The sequence below is a fragment of the Rhizobium sp. BE258 genome (genome assembly GCF_031457345.1).
Classification (GTDB): Bacteria; Pseudomonadota; Alphaproteobacteria; order Rhizobiales; family Rhizobiaceae; genus Rhizobium.
In genome coordinates this window covers 349977-372535 of record NZ_JAVDWL010000005.1, presented here as the reverse complement: position 1 = coordinate 372535, position 22559 = coordinate 349977, and the positions used below count along the sequence as shown (strand labels likewise).

Sequence of the window (22559 nt, the reverse complement as noted above, 5' to 3'; positions counted from 1 at the left end):
TGCCGGAGCGCCGCCTTTCGCTCACGCCGATGCGACATTTTGGGTCTTCGACGAAGGTTTATGGGTCTCGATTTTTTCTTGACAGCCACCATCTTCTTTAGCAGAAAACACGATAGTGAATGTCATGTTTGGAATGATGACGTGCTCGTCTGCAGCTGCAATTACATAACCGACAAAGAAATCCGGGACGTTATCAACAGCCTTCTCGATGAGGACTGTTGGCAGCTTATCGTGCCTGCGAAAGTCTATCACGCCATGGAGAAGCGCGGTCGTTGCTGCGGCTGTTTTCCCAACGTCGTTGATATCATCATCCAGACCACCGAGGACTATCACGCCCGTCGCCACTCGACGGAAGACGAAATATTTGATTTCATGTCCCGCCTGAAGAATTTCCATGAAGAAAACAGGAGAGCGGACATTGAAAGGCGACAAAAAAGTCATCGAGCGGCTTAACGAGGCACTGTTCCTCGAACTCGGTGCAGTCAACCAGTATTGGGTTCACTACCGCCTTCTCGAAGATTGGGGCTACACCAAGCTTGCCAAGAAGGAACGGGCCGAATCCATCGAAGAGATGCATCACGCCGACCGTCTCGTCGCACGTATCATCTTTCTCGAAGGCCATCCCAACCTCCAGACACTGGCGCCGCTTCGCATCGGCCAGAATGTCAAGGAAGTGCTGGAAGCCGATCTTGCCGGCGAATATGACGCCCGCACGGCCTACAAGAAATCCCGCGACATCTGTCATGACGCCGGCGACTACGTCTCCATGAAGCTGTTCGAAGAGCTGCTGATGGACGAGGAAGGTCATATCGATTTCCTCGAAACCCAGCTCGAACTGCTCGGAAAGATCGGCGAAGCCAAGTATGGCCAGCTGAACGCCGATTCTGCCAACGACGCGGAAGGCCACTGAGCCCCGAAACGGCCGCGAAAGCGGTTGTCAGATAATGACAAGCCTCGCCAGTTTTTGGCGGGGTTTCCTACCTTTGGGCTAGGATACTCATAGGCTTTGCGGGAGCCGTAATGGCTTTCCGAGATTGCAGGCGCCTTCACGCTTCCACGCCGCTGCGATCTTGGCGATGAGCGCGGTGTGTCGCACCGCTGCCGGCACAGGCGAATCCTCCTGAGAAGCATTGCGCGGCCTGTGCTCCCTATTACGCGACCAATCCTGCCAGATGCGAGAATTCGGCTACGACCCGTTCGCAGCCTTGCGCTTGAAGGCCCGATCAGATCCGGCAGGCCGGTCATCGGCTTTCATTCCCCGGCATCGAATTCCGCCTCATGGCACCCGCCGGCGGCTCGATGGGGATTTCTTTGTCTTCACCTTCGACGCGGAAGGCAAGCCAGCGCTGCGTCTGGCCGCGAAACTTGCCTTTTCAGACCGTGTCGATAAGGCTGCCGCGGCAGGTCGTTTCAAGCCTTCTTCGGCGCCGTGCGATCCTCGCAATGAGCGCGGTGGATTGCACCCTGCCCAGAACAAGCGAATTCACCTGAAAGGCATTGCGCGGCATGCGCCGCCTATTCCGCGGCCTTCAATCCTGCGAGATGCGAGAATTCGGCAACGACCTGTTCATAGACCTTACGCTTGAAGGTCACGATCAGATCCGGCAGGTCGGCCATCGGCTTCCATTCCCAGTCATCGAATTCCGGCTCATGGCCGCCCGGCGGCGGGTTGATGGCGATTTCGCTGTCGTCGCCTCCGAAGCGGAAGGCGAACCAGCGCTGGGTCTGGCCGCGAAACTTGCCCTTCAGGCCGATGCCGATCAGGTGCGGCGGCAGGTCGTAATTAATCCAATCCTTCGCCTCGCCGAGCAGGGAGACGGTTTTCATACCGGTCTCTTCATAGAGCTCGCGATAGGCAGCCTCCAGCGGGTCCTCGCCCTTGTCGATGCCGCCCTGCGGCATCTGCCAGAGCTGCGCCGAGCCATCATATTCTGAATTGGCGATTGGAATGCGCCGCCCGGCCCAAACCAAGCCCTCGCGATTGAGGATCATCACGCCCACGCAGGGGCGGTAGGGCAGGTCGTCTGCGGTGATCGGCGCCTTGGTCATCGGTTTCCTCAGGGCTTTTTCGGGTCGTTTGCCAGCGCGGCGACACCGACGATCTCGATGCCGCGCATGGCGGCTTCTTCGCTCCACTTGGAGATGGCGTCAATGCTCTCGTCGAAGGCAGAGGCAACGCCGATCGCCTGGCCATTGCGCTTGGCGATGCGTTCGAGCTCGTCAAGTTTCTGCATGATGGCGTTGACATCGAGCTGGCCGTCAAGCTGCAGATCGGCAAATGCATAGGGGAGCTCGGTTCCCCTGGCGACGGCTTCGGTCTTCGATTGCGCTGAGGAACCGTCATCGAGGAACAGCAGGCCGCGCTTGCCGATATCACGCATCACGGGCTCCATCGCATCCGGATTGGAGAGGAAACGACCGCCCTGATAATTCATGATGCCGGTGTAATTGGTGATCTCCCCCATGGCGCGATGTAGGTTCTCGACATTCTTGGCTGGCGATTTCGACGTCAGCAGCGTTTCCGGGCCGGGATCGTTCGCCGGGTAATCAAATGGTTCTAGCGGCACCTGCATGAGGATTTCGTGCCCACCTCGCCGTGCGTCCTGCATCCAGCGCTGCAGGCTGTTGCCGCTGGCTGCGAAGGCGAAGGTGATTTCCTCGGGGAGTTCCTTGATGGCGCGCTGCGTGCCCGTCTGGCTGAGACCGAGGCCGCTGACCACAATGGCAATCCGAGTGCCGCGGGCGCCGGACCAGGGCCGCGCATACTGATCCATCGGCCTGCGGCCATCGGGGCCGACGATGGGCAGACGGCCGAAGGGCGAGTCTTCCAGAAGGCTGTCATTCGGCATGGCGGCCATACGCGGATCCTGACCGACCTGGGTCGCGTCGATCAGAGCCGGGCCGTCGCCGTCACGCGGGCGTGGGCTGTATTTGGTGACGACAGAGCCGTCACCTGTCACCATCTTCTCGACATTGGCGCCGGATTGAGGATCGGAACGCGTCATGCCGTTGGCGGTCGATTGATCCGGTGTCGCTGGTGTCGGGACCGCATCTGTGGCGGGTGAAGCCGCTTCCGTTTCGGGCGCAGGTTTCGGCCGTTGCAGGCCGTCATCGCGCATTGCCGTATAGAGAGAAAAGCCGCCGATGCCGATCAGGCAAAGGCTGGCGGCGATCCGGCCGATCCGCAGGATACCCGGCCGCTTCGGGCCAGGTTTACGGTTCTGGCCGAGTGGTGCATGCAAATCCGTTCCCAATTTCCTCGCCCGCCCCAAAACCGGGAAACAGTCAGAATCATCAGGCCGGATGTTACTCCGGCCTGATGCATTTTCTCAATTACTTTGCGGAAACCGCCTTGTCCGGGTTCGGCGGGAAGGCCGGATCGGTCTTCTTGCCGCGCAGCAGATCAAGTGCGTAGTTCAGCTGGACGTCGTCCTTCGGATCCGGCGGCACGTAGGCGACCGAGCCCGAGCCTTCATCCGTCTCGCTCTGGCCCTTGATGTGGCCGCGCAGGCTGGATTCGCCCTCGGTAACCATCTTGCCCTTCAGATCATCAGGCAGCGGCTCTTCGACCTTGATATCAGGCGTGATGCCGGTGCCCTGAATCGAGCGGCCCGACGGCGTATAGTAGAGCGCCGTCGTCAGACGCAGCGCGCCGTTTTCGCCCAGCGGGATGATCGTCTGGACGGAACCCTTGCCGAAGGAGCGGGTGCCAAGGATGGTCGCGCGGCGCAGATCCTGCAGGGCGCCGGCTACGATTTCCGAAGCCGAGGCCGAACCGCCGTTGATCAGCACGACAACCGGCTTGCCATCCGTCAGATCGCCCGGGCCGGCATTGAAGCGGCGGGTTTCATCCGGATTGCGGCCGCGGGTGGACACCACCTCGCCGCGCTGCAGCAGGGCGTCCGATACCTTGATCGCCTGATCGAGCAGACCGCCCGGGTTAAGACGCAGGTCGAGGACATAACCCTTGAGCTTGTCGGCAGGAACGGTTTCCTTGATCTTGGTGATCGCCTTCTCGAGATCCGGATAGGTCTTCTCGGTGAAGGAAATGATGCGCAGATAGCCAACATCATCCTCGACGCGGGACTTCACGGCCTGGACGGCAACGACATCGCGAACGATCGTCAGTTCGATCGGCTTGTCGGCGCCCTTTCGGATCAGCGTCAGCTTGATCGGGGTGTTGATGGCGCCGCGCATCTTCTCGACGGCGTCCTCGAGCTTGAGGCCTCGAACGGACTGGCCATCGATCTCGGAAATATAGTCACCGGCGAGAACGCCGGCCTTGGCCGCAGGCGTATCGTCGATCGGGGTGATGACCTTGACGAGCTCGTCTTCCATCGTCACTTCGATGCCGAGGCCGCCGAACTCACCCTTCGTCTGGGTGCTCATATCTTCGGCGTCCTTGGCATTCATGTAGCTGGAATGCGGGTCGAGCGAGGAGAGCATGCCGTTGATGGCATTTTCGATCAGCTTGTCTTCAGCCGGCGGCGTCACGTACTGGGCGCGGACACGTTCGAAGACATCGCCGAAGACCGAGAGCTCCTTGTAGGTGGAAGCACCGGCCGCCTCGGCAGGCACGCCGGCCGAATAAATGACGCTCATCGCGGTCGCACCCATCAATGCGCCGACCAGAACAAGAGAAGCCCTACGAATCATTGCGTGCCTTTCCAGTGTCTTTGGCGGTCCACCACGGCCGGGAATCGACCGGTTTACCGTCCTTTCGAAATTCAATGTAAAGCGTTGGCCGGTTTGTTTCCAGCGCCAATGCTGTCGCGCTTGCCACTCTTTTCGCGCCCATTGCCGCAAGCGGCTCACCGGCAAAAACGAACTTGCCCTGGCGGGTGCTGATCGTGTCCATGCCGGATAGAACGAGGTGGTATCCGTCGCCTGTATCGAGAATGATCATCTGGCCGTAACTGCGGAAAGCGCCGGCAAAAACCACCAGTCCGTCGGCAGGTGCGGTGACCACCGAGTCCGGATTGGTCGCCAGCGTCATGCCCATCGCCTCGTGGCCGGTGCCGTCGGCATCGCCGAACTGACGCAGAATATCGCCCGCCACGGGCAGCTCCAATTTCGCCTTCAATTCTCCGAACGGATATGCGGGCGCAATGCGGTTTTTATCGGGCACTCCGCTGTCTGCCAGGGCCTTCGCCTGGGCCCGCTGCTCGTCGGTCAGGAGCTTGCGATTTTCCTCTTCGCGCCGTGCCGCTTGGGCAGCTTCGCGCACGGAAGAGATTTCCGATTCCATCGAGGCGACGAGGCCTTCCAGCGTCGTCGCCTTTCCTGCCAACTCCTCCGAGCGCCTCTTTTCGGCGTCGAGTTCGGCAGCGCTGCTGCGGCTGTGCTTGTCGTTTTCTGCGAGCAGGAGATCCATACGGCGCTCCTCTTCGATGCTGTTGGTCATCGTCGCCGTCAGACCGGCACGCTCCTTGGCGCTTGCGGTCTGCAGGGCTGCGAGATTGTTGAGATCGGCCGTCAACCTATCGGTTTCCTTGCGCATTCCCGGCACGACAGCACCGAGCAGGATGGCGCTGCGAACCGAAGCGAGGGCGTCGTCGGGAGTGACCAGCAGCGCCGGTGGCGGATTGCGGCCCATGCGCTGGAGGGCTGCCAGTACTTCCGCAAGCAGTCCGCGGCGGTCGTGCAGCGAGCGGCGGATGCCGTCTTCCTTGACGCCCAGATCGGCGAGCTTCTTCTCGCTGTTGAGGATCTGCTTTTCCAGCATCTTGCGGCGGGCGGCGGAATCGATCAGTGCCTGACGGATGCTCGAACTGCTCTTGTCGAGATCGGCGATGCTCTTCTCAAGCTCGTTCACTTTATCTGACGAAAGATTGATCGTCTTCGATAGCGCATCGAGCTCTGCGCGCGTCTCATCGCGCTTCCTCGCCAGCTCGGCGGCGGGGTCCGGCGGTGGCGTGACGGCCTGCGGAGACGGTGCTGCGGCATCGGGGGCGGCGTCCTGCGCATTCTGGGCGGGGGCGTCCTGCGCCTGCGCCTCGATCAACGAGCCGGAAGGTGGATTTGCCGCAACAATGCCGGCCGCAAGCAGAGGCAAAATCAGGCTCATTCGCTTGCGGGCGCTTCTTGTCATGCGTTTTCGGGGCAACTCTCAAAATCGCGCGGAGACTAAGCTGATTTGGCGGCTTTGACCAGAAAGATCGGCGTGCCTGATAACACGGCTGCGTGACTCTCAGACGCGGTGATAGGGATGCCCGGAAAGAATGGTAACGGCGCGGTAGAGCTGCTCGGCGATCAGGGTGCGGACGATCTGGTGAGGCCATGTCATCTTGCCGAGACAGAGCGTCATGTCGGCCCTGTCGTAGAGCGCCGGATCCAGCCCGTCGGCGCCGCCGATGGCGATCGTCAGATCGCGTTTGCCATTGTCGCGATAGGTGCCGAGGGTGTTGGCGAAAGCCTCGCTGTCGAGCGCCTTGCCGCGCTCGTCGAGTAGAATGAGGATGCCGCCTTCGGGAAGGGTCTTCAAAAGCATCGCCGCCTCCTCGCGCTTGCGCGTTTCGGCATTTGAGGCGCGGCTTTCGGCCACTTCGGCAACACGGGAGAATTCGAGGCCGACCGCCGGGCCCGCCTTGGAAAAACGGTCGAAATAACGGGCCGCAAGATCCTTCTCCGGGCCGGATTTGAGCCGCCCCACGGCAAAAAGACCAATACGCATGTCACCCGCTCCTGTTCAGCATTCCGAAGAACGCAAAACCGGCCTGCTGGCCGGTGTCCAATGTTTCCGGCCTTGCTTGCATGCCGCGTCTCAGGCGCCGGTGAAGGCGTGGCGCCTGTTAGTGCAGCGTTTCCTCGTCCAGGTCCGGCGCAGCCCACATCTTTTCGATGTTGTAGAACTCGCGGATTTCGGGGCGGAAAACGTGCACGATGATATCGCCGGTGTCGATCAGGATCCAATCGCCTGCGTCCTGGCCTTCGACACGCGCGGCACCGAAGCCGTCGTCCTTGAGGTCGGAGAGGAGATGGTCTGCGATCGCCATGACATGACGGGTCGATCGCCCTGAGACAACGACCATATGGTCGCCCAGCGCAGATTTCCCAGCAATGTCGATGGTGACGATATCTTCAGCTTTCGAGTCCTCGAGGCTCACGAGGACGGCTTGCAGGGCGCGGGCAGCGGCATCGGCGCCACGTTCCGGGCTCTTCGGGATAACGGCGAGCGTTCTTCCCTTGGCGTGTACTGTTGTCAGTGCTTTCCCTTTCCTGGAATAACAGACATGCACATCAACTGATTTGGTCGTTCCAAATCATGGTTAAGATAGGCATCAAACAATTAATCTTTCAAGACACGGCCGTGGTTTCATGGCGCGAAGACTTGTCTGCGTGATCAACAATTATGACAGGCCGGTATTTCCGGCGGCTGTGTACAGCGGCCAAGGCCACGCGTAAAGTGCGGCGGTTCATTCGGAAAATACTGACTTCATGCCTGATCCCGCGAGACCCAATCTCATTCCAGTGCTGCGCATCAGCTTTCCGCACGAGGACCGGCTCGGGCGCGGCAAGATGGAGCTTCTTGAGCATATTCGCGAGACCGGTTCGATCTCGGCCGCCGGCCGGGCGATGGATATGTCCTACCGGCGCGCCTGGCTGCTGGTCAGCGACATGAACCGGATGTTCAAGCAGCCGGTGGTCGAATCGCAGCGCGGCGGGCAGAAGGGTGGCGGTGCTGCACTGACGCCGTTCGGAGAAGAGCTGCTCGCCCGTTTCCGCCGAATGGAAGAGACGGTTCGCGCGACGCTGGCGAGCGACCTTGCCTGGCTTGAGGGAAACCGCAGCCCCACCGACGGCGCAACGGAATGATCAGGGCTGCAGCGCAACCGTCTTGATCACGGCAAAAACAGACTTTCCGGGCGCCAGCGCGAGCTTTTCTACCGATAGCGCCGTGATGCGCGACAGGATGACATCGCCGCCGCAATCGACCTGAACCTCGACCGTGCCATCGTCGGCAGGCGCCAGTTCGCGGATGGTTCCGCCAATGATGTTGAGGGCGCTCAAGCCCTCGGGCTTCACCGTCGCCAGCATGACGTCGCGGGCGGGGATCAGGATGCGCACCCGCTTGCCCGGCTCGCCCGCGGCACCCGGTACCTGCAGCGCGCCTGTCTTCAGTGTCAGCGTCGCCAGCTGGTGTTTCGGGTCGACGCTTGCGACCGTCCCCTCCAGAAGCGCGCCGGCTTCCCGACGTCCCTCGTTTCCCGATGGCCGGCTCAGAATGTCGGCGGCGCTGCCGATCGCTTCCACCCTGCCGTCGCGCATGACGACGACCTGGTTCGCCAGGCGGGCGACTTCGGCGATCGAGTGGCTGACATAGACGATCGGGATCTGCGTCTCGTCGCGCAAACGCTCGAGGTAAGGCAAGATTTCGGCTTTGCGTGCTTCATCGAGCGCTGCCAACGGCTCGTCCATCAGAAGCAGGCGCGGGGAAGACAGCAGCGCCCGGCCGATTGCCACACGCTGCCTTTCGCCGCCGGAGAGTTTTGCCGGTGCGCGGGTCAGCAGAGGCTCGATCCCCAACATGTCGACGATGCGATCGAAGTTATCAGTGCGCCCGGCTTTCGGCGCGAACCAGCGGCCATAGGTGAGGTTGCTGCGGACGCTCAGATGCGGGAAAAGCCGCGCCTCCTGAAAGACATAGCCGAAGCGGCGGCGGTGGCGCGGAACGAAGATGCCCTTGGCGGTATCGGTCAACGGTTCGTCATCGAGAAGCACCCTGCCCTCTTCCGGGCGTGTCAGGCCGGCGATGATACGGATCATCGAGGTCTTGCCGGATCCGGAACGGCCGAAGAGCGCAGTCACGCCGTTCTCGGAGCTGAAGGCGCCGTCGAGCCTGAAGGCGCCGAGGCGGTGGCGGGCGTCAACGGTCAGTGTCATGCCGGATCCACTTTCCGGCCGGCGAGATAGGCCATGTATTCGGATGCCAGTAGCGCCGCCATGGAGATGGCGACGGCTACCAGCGTCAGCCTGAAGGCGCCGGCATCGCCGCCCGGCACCTGCGTGAAGGTGTAGATCGCGGCGGACAGCGTTTGGGTTTCGCCGGGGATGTTCGAGACGAAGGTGATCGTGGCGCCGAACTCGCCCATGGCCTTTGCGAAAGACAGGATCACGCCGGCGATGACGCCAGGCAATGTCAGCGGCAGGGTGACAGTCAGGAATACCCAGAGCGGACTTGCGCCGAGAGTGCCTGCCGCTTCTTCGAGCTTGCGGTCGACCGCTTCGATGGAGAGGCGAATGCTGCGCACCATCAGCGGGAAGCCCATCACGGCGCAGGCCAGCGCAGCGCCCGTCCAGCGGAAGGAGAGGACGATGCCGAGATATTGGTCGAGCAGGCTGCCAATCGGCCCACGTCGGCCTAACAGGACGAGAAGGATGAAGCCTGTGACGACAGGCGGCAGGATGAGCGGAAGATGGATGATGCCGTTCAGAATCGACTTGCCGTAGAAGCGGCCGCGGGCGAGCAGCAGCGCTGCGCCGATGCCGAAAGGCAGGCTGGCGATCATCGCCACGATGGAGACGCGAAGGCTGAGCATGATCGCCGTCCATTCTTCCGCGCTCAGGCCAAGGGCATCCAAGATCCGTCTTCTCCAAAAATAGAAGGCTCGCAGAAATGCGAGCCTTCACGCTAAGCTGCAGAAAGAAATTCTGCAATCATTTCAGTTCGATCACTTCAGGATCGTGAAACCCTGTGCGGTGAAGAACGGTGCGGCCTTGTCGGATTTCAGGAAGTCGAGATAGGCGGCTGCATCGGCGTTCTTGCTTTCGGCGAGCAGCGCCACCGGATAGATGATCGGCGGGTGGGAATCGGCCGGGAAGGTGCCGACGATCGCAACACCCTTATCGGCGGCTGCGTCGGTCTGGTAAACGATGCCGTAAGGGGCTTCGCCACGCGAAACGAGTGCCAGTGCGGCACGAACGCTCTCGGCGAAGGCAGCCTTCGGCTCAACCGACTTCCAGATGCCGAGCTTGTCGAGGGCGGCCTGGCCGTATTTGCCGGCCGGAACGGATTTCGGCTCGCCCATTGCCAGCTTGCCGTCGCCGATCAGGCCAGCAAGGTCGAAGCCCTGCTTGATATCGACGGGCTTTGCCTTGTCCTTGGCGGCGACCAGCACGAGGCGGTTGCCGAGAAGGTTCGAGCGGGTGTCGTCCTTGATCAGCTTCTTGCCTGCGACATAATCCATCCAGTTCAGATCGGCGGAAATGAAGACGTCTGCCGGTGCGGCGTTTTCAATCTGCTTGGCAAGCGCGCCGCTGGCAGCATAGGAGACCACGGCTTCCTTGCCGCTTTCCTTGGCCCAGGCGGCGTTTGCGGCATCGAGGGCGTCCTTCAGGCTCGCAGCGGCGAAGACGGTCACCTTTTCGGCGGCCGCAGCCGGCTGCGGCAGGGTGCCGAGGCCGATAAAGCCGGCGGAAATAGCGGCAATAGCCAGTTTCATCCAATGACGGCGGTTCTGCATAAAATTCACTCCCCAGTTCGAAATATCGAAGCGAATATATCGATCTGCCTCGCCTTGGCTAGGGATATATTTTCACAAACATATTGATGCGTGGCCGCATTTTCTGCCTAAGTATTGCCACAAATGAATCGATAAATTTGACATTTATCGCGTATAAATTGCAGATATTCTTGCCTATCGTGCTGCAATTCCAAGTAAAATACGAAATTCGCTACGTTAAGCTTGATAATCCTGCCTGATCTGCTGTTTACTTCGTGCCTATAGATGCGGAAAACGCTATGAAATCACAGGCGAAGAGGATCTGCAGGTTTGATGAACTCGGCGACACGGAAATTCATCTTCCATGATTTACATACGATCGAAGGATATATCGATCCGCCCGACGCACTTGTGTTCCTCTCTCTGTTGCCAAGACAAAACAGCGACAACCTTGACGGTGGCATAGCCGAGATCGGCGTCTTCTACGGACGCTCCTATTATCTGTTCCGGAAGATCTGCGGGCCGGATCAGAAACTGCTGGCGATCGATCTGTTCGACATCGGCCAGACCGGCGACGGCGCTTCGCCGCAATACGGGCGTTTCCTGGATAACGGACGGCGGCTTGGGCTTGCGGTTGACGAGGCGTTGATCGTCACGGGCGACAGTACCGGGCTTTCGGCAAGCGCGATAAAGGACAAGATCGGCGAAGTCCGTTTCTTCAGCATCGATGGCGGCCACATGTTGCCGCATATCGTCGCCGATAGCCGGTTGGCGAAGGATAGCCTCGCGCCACACGGCATCATCGCCTTCGACGACACGTTCAATCCGGCCTGGCCGGAGGTTACTGTCGGCGTTGCCGATTTCCTGCGGGAAAACGGTGCGGAGTTCTCGGCTTTCTGCATGACCAAATACAAGACCTATGTCTGCCGCCGGGATCACCATCAGTTCTACTATGACGCCATCGCCAATGCGGCGGATCTGACCGCCTTCGACCACACGGAGACGGAGTTTCTCGGATCCAAAGTTGCAAGGCTCCATAATCCAATCAGCAGGCGAATGGTCTACGAACTGATGATCAGGTCCGGAATGAGCGCCTTTTCGGAGCGGGTCTACAGATAGCCCGTTCGGATTGCCCGAAAAACGAGCAGGATCATCCGGAATGCTTAGCTTAGCCTTGCATGAAATGCATTGCTGCATTGCGATATACGATGTTCATTTTTCAATCGATTATGATAGAACTTAAGCATCGAAACGGCCACTCCTCCTCCCAAGGCCGTTCGATATGGATCGACAACACTCCTCCTCCCAGTTGTCGATCAAGTTTATGAAGCCCGACGGATCCTCCCCCGTCGGGCTTTTCATTTCTGCTCTTCTCACAATTTGGATTATTCGGCGGCCTTGCGGATCGCGGTGGAGCTCAGCGCCGAACGTGGCCCATGAATGAAGGTCCAGGCGGGCGCCGGCTTTTTCCAGAGCGCCCTTGCATCGTCTTCATCAACACGTGCGTAATCGAAAGTCTTCGCCATCTTCGATGACAGGAAAGACAGCGTCGATCCCGGGCGGTCGATGACGGCGATCGGGAAGGTTTTGGCGATGTCTTGCCATTTCTGCCACTTGTGGAATGTCTGCAGGCTGTCGGCCCCCATGATCCAGACGAAGTGAACATGCGGATTGCGGGCTTTCACCTTCGCCAGGGTGTTCGCAGTATAGCTGATCCCCAGCGCCTGTTCGAAGGCCGTGACCTTGATATGCGGATCCGGCGCGATCGCCTCGCTGAGGGCTATGCGTTCCGCCAGCGGTGCCAGGTGATTGCGGCTCTTCAGTGGATTGCCGGGCGTCACCATCCACCATAGCTGATCAAGCCCGAGACGGCGGATTGCGATCTCGGCCACCAGCGCATGGCCCTGGTGTGGCGGATTGAAGGACCCTCCGAAAAGACCGACGACCATGCCGCGCTCGGTGTGCGGCATGCGATGGTAGTGCCGGTCTAGTCCTTCTGGAATCACGTCAGGGCCGCGTCTGTCCGGTGCCGCGAACGCGGTATTTGAAGGAGGTCAGCTGTTCGACGCCAACGGGGCCGCGGGCGTGCATCTTGCCGGTGGCGATGCCGATCTCCGCGCCCATGCCGAACTCGCCGCCATCGGCAAACTGGGTCGAGGCATTGTGCAGCAGAATAGCGGAATCGATCTCGGTGAAGAAGCGATCGACGACATCAGGGTCTTCGGCAAGCACTGCCTCGGTGTGGTTCGATGAGTAGGTCTGGATGTGGCCGATCGCACCCGATATGCCATCGACGATGGCAACGGAGATCACCGCGTCGAGATATTCCGTCGACCAGTCTTCTTCCGTTGCCGGTTTGGTGCCGGGAATAGCATCGACCACTGCCGCGGAGCCGCGAATCTCGCATCCGGCGGCAGCCAGCGCTTCCAGCAACGGCTTCAGGTGGGTGCCCACAACCGCCTTATCGACCAGCAGGGTTTCCGCAGCGCCGCAGACGCCGGTGCGGCGCATCTTGGCGTTGACGATAATGTCTCTTGCCATGGCGAGATCGGCGGATTTGTCGACATAGACGTGGCAGAGCCCTTCGAGATGGGCGAAAACCGGCACGCGGGCCTCGTTCTGGACGCGAGCGACAAGGCTCTTGCCGCCGCGCGGGACGATGACGTCGATCGCGCCTTCCAGGCCACGCAGCATGGCGCCGACGGCCGCCCGGTCGGTGACCGGTACGAGCTGGATGGAGTGTTCGGGCAGCCCGGCTTCCTTCAATCCCTCGACCAGGCAGGCGTGGATTGCCTGCGAGGAGCGGCGCGAATCTGAACCGCAACGCAAGATGACGGCGTTTCCGGCCTTCAGGCATAGCGCGCCGGCATCGGCGGTCACGTTCGGGCGGCTTTCGAAGATCACGCCGATGACGCCGAGCGGCGTGCGGGTGCGCTCGATCTTCAGGCCGTTCGGCCGGTCCCAGGCGGCGATGATTTCGCCGACGGGATCCTTGAGCGCGGCAATGGTGCGGATGCCTTCAGCCATCTCGGTGACGCGCTTGTCATTGAGCGTCAGGCGATCGACGAAAGAAGCCAGCAGGCTGCCGCCTTCGACATCCTTCAGGTCCTTGGCATTTTCCGCCAGGATATGCGCCTTGTTCCGGAGGATCGCGTCGGCCATGGCGTTCAAGGCCTTGTTCTTGCTGTCCGTCGAGGCAAAGCCCAACGGTCGCGCTGCAGCCTTTGCCTTGCGGCCGATGTCGTTCATCAGCACGTCAATGTCAGGGCTCTGCGCAACCGTATCAAGCATAGCTTGCGTCCTTCTTCAGCCTTTCGGATTTCGAACTTATCTGCCCCGTCATCACCATGTCGTCGCGGTGGATCATGGCGGCGCGGCCGGGATAGCCGAGGATCTTCTCGATTTCGGCCGATTTGCGCCCGGCGATCTGGCGGGCTTCGTCGGCATCGTAGCTGACAAGGCCACGGGCAATCTCGCGTCCGGACGGGCCGATGATCGCCACGGTATCGCCACGGCTGAAAATGCCGTTGATCTTGCGGACACCGGCGGGCAACAGGCTCTTGCCAGCGCCAAGCGCGGTCATGGCGCCTTCATCGATGTGCAGTTCGCCGGCCGGCTGTAGCTGGCCGGCGATCCATGTCTTGCGGGCCGTGACGGGTGTCCCTGAAGGCGCGAACCACGAGGAGCGCGCGCCGTTTTCAATGGCGGATAGCGGGCTATCGGTCTTGCCCGATGCGATGATCATGGCGCAGCCCGAGGTCGTCGCGATCTTGCCGGCATCGATCTTGGTGCGCATGCCGCCGCGCGACAGCTCGGAAGCCGCTCCGCCCGCCATGGCTTCGATCTCAGGGTTGATTTCGGCGATCGTCTCCAGGAATTTCGCGTCCGGATCGAGATGCGGCGGCGCCGTATAGAGACCATCGATATCGGAGAGCAGGATCAGCAGGTCGGCCCCGGTCATGGTCGCGACGCGCGCGGCGAGCCGGTCGTTGTCGCCATAGCGGATTTCGCTGGTGGCGACCGTGTCGTTTTCGTTGATGATCGGCACGGCGCCGATCTTCAACAGCTGGTTGATCGTGGCGCGCGCATTCAGATAGCGGCGGCGCTCTTCGGTATCGCCAAGCGTCAACAGGATCTGCCCGGCGACGATCTCATCATGGGAGAGGCTTTCGGACCAGGCGCGGGCCAGCGCAATCTGGCCGACGGCTGCGGCCGCCTGGCTCTCTTCGAGCTTCAGGGCGCCGGAGGGAAGATCGAGAACCGACCGGCCAAGGGCGATAGCGCCCGATGAGACGACGAGAACATCGGCGCCCTTTTTCTTCAGCGCCGCGATATCGGCGCACATCGCGTCCAGCCAAGCCTTTTTCAGACCCGTCTTGCGATCGACGAGCAGTGCCGAGCCGATCTTGATGACGATGCGGCGATGGCGATCCAGAGACTTACGCGTTGTCATCCGTTTCGCTTTCCTCGTCGGAGGCCATATCGCGGTGACGAAGCTTCGGTGCCTTTGCGATCTTTTCAGCCGATCCGGCATTGGCCTCGGTAATGATTTCGCGCAGGGCGCGCAGCACCTCGGTCATGCCCTTGCCGGTCGCCGCCGAAATCTGGAACGGCGTGCGGCCACAGGCCTTGGCCAGTTCCTTGGTCTTTTTCTTCAGCGTCTCGTCGTCGAGCACGTCGATCTGCGACAGCGCGACGATCTCGACTTTCTCGCCGAGTTCCTGGCCATAGGCTTCGAGCTCATGGCGCACCGTCTTGTAAGCCTTGCCGACCTTCTCTTCCTGTGCGGAGACAAGATGCAGGAGAACGCGCGTGCGCTCGACATGGCCGAGGAAGCGATCGCCGATACCGACGCCCTCATGGGCGCCTTCGATCAGGCCCGGGATGTCGGCGAGAATGAATTCCTGTCCGTCGACCGTCGCGACGCCGAGATTCGGGTGCAGCGTGGTGAAAGGATAATTGGCGATCTTCGGGCGTGCGCGGGTGACGGAGGCCAGGAAGGTGGATTTGCCGGCATTCGGCATGCCGACCAGACCGGCGTCAGCAATCAGCTTCAGCCGCATCCAGATGGTCTTTTCCTCGCCTTCGAGGCCAGGATTGGCCCAGTCAGGCGCCTGGTTGGTCGAAGACTTGAAATGCGCGTTGCCGAATCCGCCGTTGCCACCTGCCGCGATGCGGAAGCGCTGGCCTTCTTCGGTGAGGTCGCAGATCAGCGTCTCGCGGTCTTCTTCGAAAATCTGCGTTCCGACGGGTACCTTAAGCGTGACGTCGCTGCCGTTGGCGCCGGTGCGGTTGCGGCCCATGCCGTGGGTGCCGATCTGCGCCTTGAAGTGCTGCTGGAAGCGAAAGTCGATCAGCGTGTTCAATCCGTTGACCGCTTCGGCCCAGACATCGCCGCCGCGTCCGCCGTCGCCGCCATCCGGTCCGCCGAACTCGATGAACTTCTCGCGACGGAACGACACGCTGCCGCCACCGCCGTCTCCGGACTTAATATAGACCTTTGCTTCGTCGAGAAATTTCATTTTACTTCCAGTACCGGTGGCTATTAACGCGCCTTATTCGCCGCTTTCGATATAGGCGGTTCATGCGGAGGTCAAAGAATATCGTGAAGTTTGCGAGCTATAACATACAGTACGGCTTCGGTCTTGATGGGATTTACGACCTTGGCCGCATTGCCGATAGTCTCGAAGGGGCTGACGTCATCGCGCTGCAGGAAGTGACACGAGGCTACGAAAAGAACGATTTTGCCGACATGCCGGCCGATCTGGCGGCGTTGTTTCCCGACCATTTCTGGGTTTATGGCGCGCCTTGCGATCTGCATGTCGATGTAGGCGAGGGTGGTTTTCCGCCGCGCGGCACGCGCTTCCAGTTCGGCAACATGATCCTGTCGCGCTTTCCGATCCTGTCGACCCGAACGATCCTCTTGCCGCGCAGCCGCACGGTGTCGAAGCTCAATCTGCAGCGGGGGGCGACCGAGGCGCTGATCGACAGTCCCGGCCGGCCGCTGCGTGTCTATTCGCTGCATCTCGATCATGTCTGGCTCGATGAGCGCATTGCCCAGATGCGCCATCTCAACGAGCGGCTGAACGCCTTCCCCTTCGAGGGAGGCGCGATCACCGGTGCGGCTGAGCTCGGTATGGAGGAACCGCCGCTCCCAGAGGACTATGTCGTCATGGGCGATTTCAACATGGTGCCGGAATCGCCGGAATATTGCACGCTTGCCGGCAGCAAGGACGGCTACTATGGCCGTGTTCCGCGCATCGGCACGCCTGTCGATGCGCTGGCGGCGCTCGATGGCTATCATCCCGGAAGCTACAGCTGGATGGATCCTGGCGATCACGGAAAGCGCATGCATCTCGATTACTGTTTCGTCAGCGGCGGGTTGACAGGCAGCCTCAAGGCCGCCCGTGTCGATACGGATTCGGTTGGTTCGGATCACTTCCCGGTCTGGGTCGAGATCGAGGTCTAGAAAAACGCCGCGGCATTGCTGCCGCGGCGTTTCAGTCTCAGTCAGGCGGCCTTGACGCTTTGCAGCGCACCGGGCTGGAGGACGGTTTCGACATGCGACACCATGGTGTTGCGAGCGAAACTGTAGATTTCCGAGCACCCGCTCATGCGGAAGCCGAGCTTTTCCTGCAGCCGCAGCGAGGCGGGGTTATCGGCAAAGACGCCGGAGTGAACGGGCATCTCCGGCATCCGGCGCGAAAACCGCTCCAGCACGGCGGCGACCGCTTCGCTCATGTAGCCGCGCCGCCAGTAGTAGCGGTTCAGCCAGTAGCCAAGGTGCCAGCGCCCGTGGCGAAGCTCGACGGAGACCATCCCGATATGGGTATCGTCTCCGCTGGTGATCGCCAGATGCCAATCCTGCAGCCGCCCCGAGGTGACTGGAACCAGCCAATCCAGGGCGTCCTGCCGGTGGTAGGGTGCCGGCACGCGGGCCAGCATCCTCGTTACCGCGAAATCGCTGAGCGATCCGGCGATGGCATCGGCATCGCTCAGCCGGTGCGGGCGAAGCGAAAGCCTGGCGGTGCCGATGACGGGAATAGTGCCCGGTGTCATCGGCTGGACCTTTTGGCGGTCGAGAAGGGCTGCGCTCATGACAGTGCTCCCCAGCTTCTCAGCGACATCCAGGTCTTGCGATCGAGCCTGTACCATTCGACCGGGACGTTGGAACCGAGCGCCAGCGATGCGGCAAGGCCGGATCCCTGGAACTGGAAGCCGCACTTCTGGATGACGCGCCGCGACGCGACGTTGGTCACCCGGCAACGGGCGTCGATCTGGTCAACGCTTTCGCGGGTGCGGAACACCATATCGACCAGCGCGTGGCAGGCCTCCGTGGTGTAGCCCTGCCCCCAGAAGGGTTCGCCGAGCCAGTAACCGATCTCGACGGTGCGTCCATCGGCATGCGGTTCGACGCCGCAGCAGCCCATAAACGCGCCGTTTTCGGCTTTGGTAATGGCATAGACGCACTTGCCGATCTCGCCATTCGCCGTTCGACGTACAAAGTCGGCGGCATCATTGGCGGTATACGGGTGCGGCATGCGCGATACCATTGTGGCGACTTTGGCGTTGTTGGCGAGATGGGAAAGGGCGTCAATGTCTTCCACGTGAGGCGCGCGCATGACGAGCCTTTCCGATAACAAGACAGGGCAATCGGTCCTTAACCGCTCCGGCCTCAGCCGTTCCTTGGGAGACCTCTGGTCTTCCCGGGGTGACCTTGATTGGTCGACCCTGATCAGTTCGCCTTGCATGTTCAGTCCTCCTTATGGACAAAGAAAAAGGGGAGATGGCGCCCCATCTCCCCTGTTTTCTGGACTGAACCTGATACGCTCAGCCGGGTCGATGAGACGCCGGCTGTTTTAGAGCGCTACCGGCTTATTCCGCTGCTTCCGCTTTCGGCATTACAGACACGTACACGCGACCATTGGCCTTCGTTCGGTAGTCTACATTGCCGTTCGTAAGCGCAAAAATGGTGTGGTCCTTACCGAGGCCGACATTGGCGCCTGGATGCCACTGCGTACCGCGCTGACGCACGATAATGTTGCCTGCGATGACGGCTTCGCCGCCGAACTTCTTCACGCCAAGGCGCTTGGACTGAGAGTCACGACCGTTGCGCGACGAACCGCCAGCTTTTTTGTGTGCCATTGGATTTCTCCTTTAAACCTTAGTTGCCCGAAACCGATTACTTGGCTGCCAGGATGTCCGTGATGCGGACAACCGTGTGATGCTGGCGATGACCGCGCGAGCGCTTCGAGTTCTGACGGCGGCGCTTCTTGAAGGCGATGACCTTCTTGCCACGGTTCTGCTCGACCACTTCGGCCTTGACGGATGCGCCCTTGACGAAGGGTGCGCCGATCGCTGCATCGGCGCCTTCGCCGATGACGAGTACTTCGGTGAATTCAATGGAGTCGCCAGCGGATGCTTCAAGCTTCTCGATGGTCAGCACGTCGTTTGCTGCCACACGGTACTGCTTACCGCCGGTCTTGATGACTGCGAACATTTTTTAATCCTTTCATGTTCGATCCAGCTCTCCCTGCAAACCGCAGGTGGCTGTCTTCTTATCAGTCTGTGTTAAGCAGGGATTTCGGGGCTGAACCCCAAATTCTGTCTGCCGGTGAAACCTCACGCGAGCGCGAGGCGGGCAAGGCACGGACTTTTCCACGCCTATTGCGGAGGCGGGATAGACGAGTGTCAAAAATCTGTCAAGGCAGAAGGATGAAAAAGCGTCGCAATTTCGTCTTGCCAGCCCGTGATTCTATCGTTAAGAGACAGCCCGCGCTTAACGGCGCCAACCAGACCGCGGAGAGGTGGCAGAGTGGTTGAATGTACCGCACTCGAAATGCGGCGTGCCTGCAAGGGCACCGTGGGTTCAAATCCCACCCTCTCCGCCATCATTTCTCTACATTCAGTTTTGGCCTTGCGGTCACACGCGTGAACTTAATGTTCGCTGCGACGCGGGCATTTGCCTTGCAAGGCAGCGTTCCAATTGCCTGTCCGGACGAATCCATCCCATCTCGTAATCTTCTAAATCCTGGCGATCACTCGCTCAAGAATTGCAGACGGTTGTAAAAAATCGAGGGTGGAACTCGGGAGAATGGCTTCAGTATTTCCTAAGCAATAACCGGCATAGTGCTGCAAAAGAGGCCGGAACGCAGTGGAAACGAAACTAACCTGGACGAACAACGAACTGGAAGATCTGGTTCGGCAGCTCAATATTGCGCTCGAAGCCTCCGGCATCGGTATCTGGCAGCATAACCTGTTGAAAAACCAGACGCGCTGGGACGAGCAGCTGCAGAGTATCTACGGCATCAACAAGGGTTTGCTCGACGTCGTCTGGCTCGAAAGCGTTCATCCCGACGATTGTAGCCGTGCCAGCGCACTGTTCGAGGAAGCGATCAGGAATAGGAGCGACTATGCTTCCGAATTTCGCATCATCCGCCCGAATGGCGCCGTACGGCATATACGGTCGCGCGCAAAGTATTTCGTCGATGGCCAGGGAGAGCCGTGTTTCATAGGGGCGGAATGGGACGTCACTGACGATGTTCTGCGCAACGAGCAGCTTGCGCGCGAGCGTGAGGCCGCCGACAGCAGCCGCGCCGATGCACGCTATGCCGCCGATCACGACTATCTGACCGGGCTTTTGAACCGGCGGGCATTCGACGAGGCTTTTGCAGCTCTTGGGCGTGAGGCGGGCCGGATCGTGTCCGTCTGTCATATCGATATCGATCGCTTCAAGGATATCAACGACCGTTTCGGTCATGCCGGCGGGGACCAGGTTCTTCGCCATGTCGGCTCGCTGCTGACGGCCTGTGTGGGAGACGGCGAGATCGCCGCCCGGCTTGGCGGCGACGAGTTCGTCATCGTTTCGCATCATCTTTCGCCAGGCAGGGATACCGGGATCGTCCGGGATCTGCGCCAGGCTCTGCGGCGCCCGCTCGACATAGACGGCGAGCCCTTTGTCATCGAATGTTCGATCGGCCTGGCCAGTGCGCCTTCGGATCAGCTGGCATCGCTGCTCGCCTCCTCGGACCTCGCGCTCTATGAGGCCAAGCGGGGCGGCCGCAATCGCGATGAGCTGTTCTCGCCGTCCCTTGCCAACAAGATAAACGCTGAAAAGCAGCTGCTGCAGGAGTTGAAGACGGGTCTCAGGGCCGGCGAGGTCGTTCCTTTCTATCAGGTCCAGGTCGATGCGCGCAGCTATGAGATCTGCGGCCTGGAAGCGCTCGCCCGCTGGGAAAGCGCCAAGGGTGTCAGAAGCCCGGCGGAGTTTCTGCCACTGGCGGCCGCTCATGGCCTGATGGAGGCAATCGACGACGCGATTCTGCAGCGCGCCCTGTTCGACGTAAACCGCTGGTCGCTTGCGGACCTCGACGTGCCGCGGGTTTCCGTCAATCTGTCGGCCGAGCGTCTCGCCGATCCGAACCTGCCGGCCAAGGTCAAGCAGCTGCAGATCCCGCCGGGACGCATCAGTTTCGAGCTGATCGAAACGATCTTCTTCGATAGCCTGAGCGGCCAGGTGAAGCGCAATATCGACAAGATCCGGGAGTGCGGCATCGACATCGAGATCGACGATCTCGGCTCCGGCCACGCCTCGCTGCTCGGTCTGGTCGAACTGCGTCCCAACCGGGTGAAGATCGATCGCCAGCTGGTGCTTCCGGTTCTGGAAAACGAGACCCAGCGGCGGCTGATAGGCTCGCTGATCGATATCGCCCGGTCGCTCGATGTCGAGATCGTTGCCGAGGGTGTCGAGACGATCGCCCATGCAGAAGTGTTGGCGAAACTCGGTGCCGACATTCTGCAAGGCTATGCCTTCGGCAGGCCGCAGCCGGTTTCTGCCATCACATCGCTGCTGCAAAACGCTGCAATAACGCCGCGCCGGAAAGCGCTATAATCTCGGCGGTATTCGGATTGTCTGCCAATGCCATGCGGGCCAGCAGTTTTCGCTCTGGAATCGCTGAGAGCAAGCTCGCTCTTCCGCTGAAAATCCCAAAACGTTACCGCACGACGCGCCTGCGCAGAGCTTTGTTATGCCTGTTTTGCTGCCCTGCAGCATCGGTTTTGCAATTCCCCTTTTTCTCGCCGTTTATCTCCTCTAGGGTTCCGTCATCCGAGACGGCAATAGAGGTGGTGAATGGCTGGTGAAACTGTTCTGGTGGTCGGCGGCGCCGGCTATATCGGCTCGCATACGTGCCTGGATTTGGCCAACAAGGGCTACAAGCCCGTCGTCTTCGACAATTTCTCGAACGGGCATCGGGAATTCGTCAAATGGGGGCCGGCCGAGGAGGGCGATATTCGCGACCGGGCCCGGCTGGACGAGGTGCTCGCCAAGCACAAACCTTCCGCGATCCTGCATTTTGCGGCACTGATCGAGGTGGGTGAATCGGTCAAAGATCCAGTCGCCTTCTATGAGAATAATGTAATCGGTACGCTGACGCTGCTGTCGGCCGCACAGGCGGCAGGCATCAATGCCTTCGTGTTTTCCTCGACCTGCGCGACCTATGGCCTGCCACAGAGCGTGCCGCTGGATGAGACGCACCGGCAAGTGCCAATCAATCCCTACGGGCGCACCAAATATATCGTCGAGCAGGCCTTGGCGGATTATGACCAGTACAAGAGCCTGCGCTCCGTCATTCTGCGCTATTTCAATGCGGCGGGTGCTGATTTCGACGGCCGCATCGGCGAATGGCACGATCCGGAAACCCATGCGATCCCGTTGGCGATCGATGCGGCACTCGGCCGCCGCCAGGGGTTCAAGGTGTTCGGCAGCGACTACGAGACCCGCGACGGCACGTGTGTACGCGATTACATCCATGTACTCGACCTTGCAGACGCCCATGTGCGGGCGGTCGAATATCTGCTGCGTGGCGGCGATTCCGTGGCGCTCAATCTCGGAACCGGGACCGGCACGACGGTGAAGGAGCTGCTCGGGGCGATCGAGGATGTCTCCAAACGCCCTTTCCCGGTCGAGTATATCGGCCGCCGCGAGGGCGATTCGCACACGCTGGTCGCCAATAACGACAAGGCGCGGGATGTGCTCGGATGGGTGCCGCAATATGATCTGTCCGAGATCATCCAGTCAGCCTGGCGCTGGCATTCCCGAACCAATCAGCACTGAGG

At 60.6% G+C, this 22559-nt stretch carries 24 protein-coding genes and 1 tRNA gene; 8 read left to right on the top strand and 17 right to left on the bottom strand.

Annotated elements, in window-relative coordinates:
- Positions 1 to 60: 60 nt before the first annotated feature.
- Both J2X43_RS20090 and bfr read left to right on the top strand, forming a co-directional pair.
- Positions 61 to 453 carry a (2Fe-2S)-binding protein gene (locus J2X43_RS20090; RefSeq protein ID WP_310296551.1) on the top strand — a complete coding sequence of 131 codons (393 nt, stop codon included), beginning with the start codon at positions 61 to 63 and terminating at the stop codon, positions 451 to 453.
- On the top strand, positions 419 to 910 hold the full coding sequence (bfr, locus tag J2X43_RS20085) for a bacterioferritin (RefSeq protein ID WP_148194370.1): 492 nt from the start codon (positions 419 to 421) through the stop codon (positions 908 to 910). The genes J2X43_RS20090 and bfr overlap by 35 nt, the downstream gene beginning before the upstream one ends.
- Before the next feature lie 605 nt (positions 911 to 1515).
- On the opposite strand, the gene J2X43_RS20075 is transcribed toward bfr, so the two are convergent.
- The 6 genes from J2X43_RS20075 to rsfS form a co-directional block, all read right to left on the bottom strand.
- Positions 1516 to 2049, bottom strand: coding sequence for an RNA pyrophosphohydrolase (locus J2X43_RS20075; RefSeq protein WP_310296548.1), 534 nt, complete (start codon positions 2047 to 2049; stop codon positions 1516 to 1518).
- 8 nt (positions 2050 to 2057) lie between these two features.
- Complete coding sequence (locus J2X43_RS20070) at positions 2058 to 3254, bottom strand: divergent polysaccharide deacetylase family protein (protein ID WP_310296546.1); 1197 nt, start codon at positions 3252 to 3254, stop codon at positions 2058 to 2060.
- Between the two features lie 79 nt (positions 3255 to 3333).
- Positions 3334 to 4656 carry a S41 family peptidase gene (locus J2X43_RS20065; RefSeq protein ID WP_112385952.1) on the bottom strand — a complete coding sequence of 441 codons (1323 nt, stop codon included), beginning with the start codon at positions 4654 to 4656 and terminating at the stop codon, positions 3334 to 3336.
- A complete protein-coding gene (locus J2X43_RS20060) occupies positions 4646 to 6061 on the bottom strand; it encodes a murein hydrolase activator EnvC family protein (protein WP_405049627.1) in 1416 nt (471 codons plus the stop codon). Before J2X43_RS20060 ends, J2X43_RS20065 begins: the two co-directional genes overlap by 11 nt.
- Positions 6062 to 6190: 129 nt before the next feature.
- Entirely contained in the window at positions 6191 to 6673 is a 483-nt protein-coding gene (gene rlmH / locus J2X43_RS20055; protein WP_310296541.1) for a 23S rRNA (pseudouridine(1915)-N(3))-methyltransferase RlmH, read from the bottom strand.
- Positions 6674 to 6791: 118 nt separating this feature from the next.
- The gene (gene rsfS / locus J2X43_RS20050) at positions 6792 to 7238 is read right to left on the bottom strand and encodes a ribosome silencing factor (RefSeq protein ID WP_112385950.1); all 447 of its coding nucleotides are present in this window, start codon (positions 7236 to 7238) and stop codon (positions 6792 to 6794) included.
- A gap of 199 nt (positions 7239 to 7437) precedes the next feature.
- Between rsfS and J2X43_RS20045 the strand changes: the two genes are divergently transcribed.
- Positions 7438 to 7815, top strand: coding sequence for a winged helix-turn-helix domain-containing protein (locus tag J2X43_RS20045; protein ID WP_310296539.1), 378 nt, complete (start codon positions 7438 to 7440; stop codon positions 7813 to 7815).
- On the opposite strand, the gene modC is transcribed toward J2X43_RS20045, so the two are convergent.
- From modC to modA, 3 genes are all read right to left on the bottom strand, one after another.
- Positions 7816 to 8883: a molybdenum ABC transporter ATP-binding protein gene (gene modC, locus J2X43_RS20040; RefSeq protein WP_310296537.1), complete on the bottom strand. Its 1068-nt coding sequence runs from the start codon at positions 8881 to 8883 to the stop codon at positions 7816 to 7818.
- Positions 8880 to 9581: a molybdate ABC transporter permease subunit gene (gene modB / locus J2X43_RS20035; RefSeq protein ID WP_310296535.1), complete on the bottom strand. Its 702-nt coding sequence runs from the start codon at positions 9579 to 9581 to the stop codon at positions 8880 to 8882. The genes modC and modB overlap by 4 nt, the downstream gene beginning before the upstream one ends.
- Before the next feature lie 90 nt (positions 9582 to 9671).
- A complete protein-coding gene (gene modA / locus J2X43_RS20030) occupies positions 9672 to 10463 on the bottom strand; it encodes a molybdate ABC transporter substrate-binding protein (protein ID WP_112517857.1) in 792 nt (263 codons plus the stop codon).
- A 312-nt stretch (positions 10464 to 10775) separates the two neighbouring features.
- Between modA and J2X43_RS20025 the strand changes: the two genes are divergently transcribed.
- Entirely contained in the window at positions 10776 to 11561 is a 786-nt protein-coding gene (locus J2X43_RS20025) for a class I SAM-dependent methyltransferase (RefSeq protein ID WP_310296532.1), read from the top strand.
- A gap of 266 nt (positions 11562 to 11827) precedes the next feature.
- Here J2X43_RS20025 and J2X43_RS20020 read toward each other — a convergent pair whose 3' ends face one another.
- Genes J2X43_RS20020 through obgE form a run of 4 tightly spaced genes read right to left on the bottom strand, consistent with a single transcriptional unit; the run spans position 11828 to position 15964 of the window.
- Positions 11828 to 12412, bottom strand: a complete 585-nt coding sequence (locus J2X43_RS20020) for a nicotinate-nucleotide adenylyltransferase (protein ID WP_310296530.1) — start codon at positions 12410 to 12412, stop codon at positions 11828 to 11830.
- A 37-nt stretch (positions 12413 to 12449) separates the two neighbouring features.
- Entirely contained in the window at positions 12450 to 13733 is a 1284-nt protein-coding gene (locus J2X43_RS20015) for a glutamate-5-semialdehyde dehydrogenase (protein ID WP_310296528.1), read from the bottom strand.
- Positions 13726 to 14895, bottom strand: coding sequence for a glutamate 5-kinase (proB, locus tag J2X43_RS20010; RefSeq protein ID WP_310296526.1), 1170 nt, complete (start codon positions 14893 to 14895; stop codon positions 13726 to 13728). The genes J2X43_RS20015 and proB overlap by 8 nt, the downstream gene beginning before the upstream one ends.
- On the bottom strand, positions 14882 to 15964 hold the full coding sequence (gene obgE / locus J2X43_RS20005) for a GTPase ObgE (protein ID WP_112385941.1): 1083 nt from the start codon (positions 15962 to 15964) through the stop codon (positions 14882 to 14884). The genes proB and obgE overlap by 14 nt, the downstream gene beginning before the upstream one ends.
- Before the next feature lie 83 nt (positions 15965 to 16047).
- Here obgE and J2X43_RS20000 point away from each other — a divergent pair, with 83 nt between their 5' ends.
- The gene (locus J2X43_RS20000) at positions 16048 to 16911 is read left to right on the top strand and encodes an endonuclease/exonuclease/phosphatase family protein (protein WP_310296524.1); all 864 of its coding nucleotides are present in this window, start codon (positions 16048 to 16050) and stop codon (positions 16909 to 16911) included.
- Between the two features lie 41 nt (positions 16912 to 16952).
- Here the strand turns inward: J2X43_RS20000 and J2X43_RS19995 are convergent, their stop codons facing one another.
- The 4 genes from J2X43_RS19995 to rplU form a co-directional block, all read right to left on the bottom strand.
- Positions 16953 to 17501 (bottom strand): GNAT family N-acetyltransferase, encoded by a 549-nt coding sequence (locus J2X43_RS19995; RefSeq protein WP_405049626.1) that lies wholly within the window; start codon positions 17499 to 17501, stop codon positions 16953 to 16955.
- 35 nt (positions 17502 to 17536) lie between these two features.
- Positions 17537 to 18193, bottom strand: coding sequence for a GNAT family N-acetyltransferase (locus tag J2X43_RS19990; RefSeq protein ID WP_112385939.1), 657 nt, complete (start codon positions 18191 to 18193; stop codon positions 17537 to 17539).
- A 124-nt stretch (positions 18194 to 18317) separates the two neighbouring features.
- Positions 18318 to 18587 (bottom strand): 50S ribosomal protein L27, encoded by a 270-nt coding sequence (gene rpmA, locus J2X43_RS19985; RefSeq protein WP_112385938.1) that lies wholly within the window; start codon positions 18585 to 18587, stop codon positions 18318 to 18320.
- A 37-nt stretch (positions 18588 to 18624) separates the two neighbouring features.
- Positions 18625 to 18942, bottom strand: coding sequence for a 50S ribosomal protein L21 (rplU, locus tag J2X43_RS19980; RefSeq protein ID WP_112385937.1), 318 nt, complete (start codon positions 18940 to 18942; stop codon positions 18625 to 18627).
- Between the two features lie 301 nt (positions 18943 to 19243).
- Here rplU and J2X43_RS19975 point away from each other — a divergent pair.
- From J2X43_RS19975 to galE, 3 genes are all read left to right on the top strand, one after another.
- Positions 19244 to 19333: transfer RNA gene (locus tag J2X43_RS19975), tRNA-Ser, on the top strand.
- 263 nt (positions 19334 to 19596) lie between these two features.
- Positions 19597 to 21333 carry an EAL domain-containing protein gene (locus J2X43_RS19970; RefSeq protein WP_310296521.1) on the top strand — a complete coding sequence of 579 codons (1737 nt, stop codon included), beginning with the start codon at positions 19597 to 19599 and terminating at the stop codon, positions 21331 to 21333.
- Positions 21334 to 21573: 240 nt separating this feature from the next.
- On the top strand, positions 21574 to 22557 hold the full coding sequence (gene galE, locus J2X43_RS19965) for a UDP-glucose 4-epimerase GalE (protein ID WP_112385935.1): 984 nt from the start codon (positions 21574 to 21576) through the stop codon (positions 22555 to 22557).
- Positions 22558 to 22559: the final 2 nt, after the last annotated feature.